Source organism: Metaclostridioides mangenotii (genome assembly GCF_018917235.1).
Taxonomy (GTDB): domain Bacteria; phylum Bacillota; class Clostridia; order Peptostreptococcales; family Peptostreptococcaceae; genus Metaclostridioides.
Genome location: NZ_JAHLOF010000019.1, coordinates 1 through 2404, shown reverse-complemented (window position 1 = coordinate 2404; position 2404 = coordinate 1). Strand labels below are relative to the sequence as shown.

The 2404-nt window shown below is 47.2% G+C and carries 18 tRNA genes and 3 rRNA genes; all 21 read right to left on the bottom strand.

Annotated elements, in window-relative coordinates:
* Positions 1-124, bottom strand: a 16S ribosomal RNA gene (locus KQI18_RS13925); the annotation flags it as partial.
* Between the two features lie 125 nt (positions 125-249).
* Positions 250-326: transfer RNA gene (locus tag KQI18_RS13920), tRNA-Met, on the bottom strand.
* A gap of 10 nt (positions 327-336) precedes the next feature.
* Positions 337-412 (bottom strand) — tRNA-Phe (locus KQI18_RS13915).
* A gap of 3 nt (positions 413-415) precedes the next feature.
* A tRNA-Ile gene (locus tag KQI18_RS13910) sits at positions 416-492 on the bottom strand.
* Between the two features lie 58 nt (positions 493-550).
* Positions 551-627 (bottom strand) — tRNA-Pro (locus tag KQI18_RS13905).
* 23 nt (positions 628-650) lie between these two features.
* Positions 651-726: transfer RNA gene (locus tag KQI18_RS13900), tRNA-Trp, on the bottom strand.
* Between the two features lie 4 nt (positions 727-730).
* Positions 731-807: transfer RNA gene (locus KQI18_RS13895), tRNA-Ile, on the bottom strand.
* A gap of 15 nt (positions 808-822) precedes the next feature.
* A tRNA-Pro gene (locus KQI18_RS13890) sits at positions 823-899 on the bottom strand.
* An 8-nt stretch (positions 900-907) separates the two neighbouring features.
* A tRNA-Ser gene (locus tag KQI18_RS13885) sits at positions 908-999 on the bottom strand.
* A 24-nt stretch (positions 1000-1023) separates the two neighbouring features.
* Positions 1024-1112 (bottom strand) — tRNA-Ser (locus KQI18_RS13880).
* A 2-nt stretch (positions 1113-1114) separates the two neighbouring features.
* A tRNA-Lys gene (locus tag KQI18_RS13875) sits at positions 1115-1190 on the bottom strand.
* Between the two features lie 12 nt (positions 1191-1202).
* Positions 1203-1278, bottom strand: a tRNA-Gln gene (locus KQI18_RS13870).
* A 3-nt stretch (positions 1279-1281) separates the two neighbouring features.
* Positions 1282-1358: transfer RNA gene (locus KQI18_RS13865), tRNA-Arg, on the bottom strand.
* A gap of 17 nt (positions 1359-1375) precedes the next feature.
* A tRNA-Gly gene (locus tag KQI18_RS13860) sits at positions 1376-1449 on the bottom strand.
* A gap of 15 nt (positions 1450-1464) precedes the next feature.
* A tRNA-Tyr gene (locus tag KQI18_RS13855) sits at positions 1465-1550 on the bottom strand.
* A gap of 5 nt (positions 1551-1555) precedes the next feature.
* Positions 1556-1630 (bottom strand) — tRNA-Thr (locus KQI18_RS13850).
* Positions 1631-1713: 83 nt separating this feature from the next.
* A tRNA-Asp gene (locus tag KQI18_RS13845) sits at positions 1714-1790 on the bottom strand.
* A gap of 7 nt (positions 1791-1797) precedes the next feature.
* Positions 1798-1873: transfer RNA gene (locus tag KQI18_RS13840), tRNA-Val, on the bottom strand.
* A gap of 35 nt (positions 1874-1908) precedes the next feature.
* Positions 1909-1983, bottom strand: a tRNA-Asn gene (locus KQI18_RS13835).
* 5 nt (positions 1984-1988) lie between these two features.
* Positions 1989-2105: ribosomal RNA gene (gene rrf, locus KQI18_RS13830) — 5S ribosomal RNA — on the bottom strand.
* Positions 2106-2287: 182 nt separating this feature from the next.
* Positions 2288-2404: ribosomal RNA gene (locus KQI18_RS13825) — 23S ribosomal RNA — on the bottom strand; the annotation flags it as partial.

Below are 2404 nucleotides of genomic sequence, written 5' to 3'. Positions count from 1 at the left end.
CAGGGTAGGTTACCCACGCGTTACTCACCCGTCCGCCGCTCTCCCCCGAAGGGGTTCGCTCGACTTGCATGTGTTAGGCACGCCGCCAGCGTTCATCCTGAGCCAGGATCAAACTCTCAAAAAAAATTTGATGGCTCAGATACTATTGTTATCAAAATATCTGGCTTTATATGGTTTGTTTCTTGTTTTCTTATAAATTAACCTACTGTTTAATTTTCAATGTTCTTTTCTTATTCAGTATAATTTAGATGGTAGCGGTAACAGGAGTCGAACCTGTGACCTTTCGGGTATGAACCGAACGCTCTAGCCAACTAAGCTATACCGCCGTATACCTTGTGGTGCCCAAAGGCGGAATCGAACCACCGACACGGGGATTTTCAGTCCCCTGCTCTACCGACTGAGCTATTTGGGCAAGTGGTGGGCCTAGCTGGACTCGAACCAGCGACCTCACGCTTATCAGGCGTGCGCTCTAACCACCTGAGCTATAGGCCCTTGCAATTTATTATTAATTTAGCATATTTCTTCTTAGCATTAACTTATTTGGTATTACTGGTCGAGGTGAAGGGACTCGAACCCCCGGCCCCATGGTCCCAAACCATGTGCGCTACCAAACTGCGCTACACCTCGGAGATAATATAACAGTTTTAATCTGGCAGGGGTAGAGGGACTCGAACCCCCGGCGCACGGTTTTGGAGACCGACGCTCTACCAACTGAGCTATACCCCTAAATTGGTGGACCTTCAGGGATTCGAACCCCGGACCTACCGGTTATGAGCCGGGCGCTCTAACCAACTGAGCTAAAGGTCCAACTACATTTTTAATTGGTCGAGGTGAAGGGACTCGAACCCCCGGCCCCATGGTCCCAAACCATGTGCGCTACCAAACTGCGCTACACCTCGATTATTATTGGCGGAGAAGGAGGGATTCGAACCCTCGCACCGGTTAACCCAGCCTAATCCCTTAGCAGGGGATCCTCTTGAGCCACTTGAGTACTTCTCCATAAATAGTATTATTAATTTTTAATGGCGGAGAGGGTGGGATTCGAACCCACGGTGCCGTAAAGCATCACTGGTTTTCAAGACCAGCTCCTTAAACCACTCGGACACCTCTCCATTGGTGATCTATCCGCGACTCGAACGCGGGACACCCTGATTAAAAGTCAGGTGCTCTACCGACTGAGCTAATAGACCGTAATATTAAGTTGGCAGGGGATGCAGGACTCGAACCTACGCATGTAGCAGTCAAAGTGCTATGCCTTACCGACTTGGCGAATCCCCTGCATGGTGAGCGCACAGGGATTCGAACCCCGGACACACGCCTTAGAAGGGCGTTGCTCTATCCAGCTGAGCTATGCACCCATATAATTAAAATTATTTGGAGCGGGTGAAGGGGATCGAACCCTCACAGCCGGCTTGGAAGGCCGGAACTCTACCATTGAGCTACACCCGCATATTAGTATATAATTGGTGGAGGATGGTGGATTCGAACCACCGAAAGCGATGCTAACAGATTTACAGTCTGCCCCCTTTGGCCAGCTCGGGAAATCCTCCGTTTATGGAGCTGGTGATAGGAATCGAACCTACAACCTGCTGATTACAAGTCAGCTGCTCTACCGTTGAGCCACACCAGCATATAGTTACTTTTAATAATATCTTTTAAATCATTTTGAAGACCTTTTGGCATTACTAACCTAATGTCATTCGTATCTTTAATTGGCGACCTGGAAGGGGCTCGAACCCTCGACCTCCAGCGTGACAGGCTGGCATTCTAACCAACTGAACTACCAGGCCGCGTAATTGGTGGGATTAACAGGGCTCGAACCTGTGACCCCCTGCTTGTAAGGCAGGTGCTCTCCCAGCTGAGCTATAATCCCACGTGCTGGCAATCTAATCTTTTTGTAATCTCAATTGGCTCCAAGGGAGGGACTCGAACCCTCAACCTACCGGTTAACAGCCGGGTGCTCCACCATTGAGCTACCTTGGATTATTACGTGGCTACGTCCTACTCTCCCAGGCAGTTTCCCACCAAGTACCATCAGCGCAAGAGAGCTTAACTTCTGTGTTCGGAATGGGAACAGGTGTATCCTCTCTGCTATTGTAACCACATTGATTAGCTTATTATTTGCTTTTTATAAGACAAGTATTATGCTAACATCTCTAAGAAAAAATGTCAATACTTTTATGACTATATTTTTAGTCACTTTATCAAATAATTCAGATTCTATTAAACTTATTTAGAGTTAGTACTCTAAAAACTACACATATATTTTAGTAAGTCATCTAAAGATCAGGTCAAGTCCTCGATCTATTAGTATCAATAAGCTCCATACATTGCTGCACTTCCACCTTTGACCTATCAACCAGGTAGTCTTCCTGGGATCTTAACCTTGCGGTGGGAAATCTTA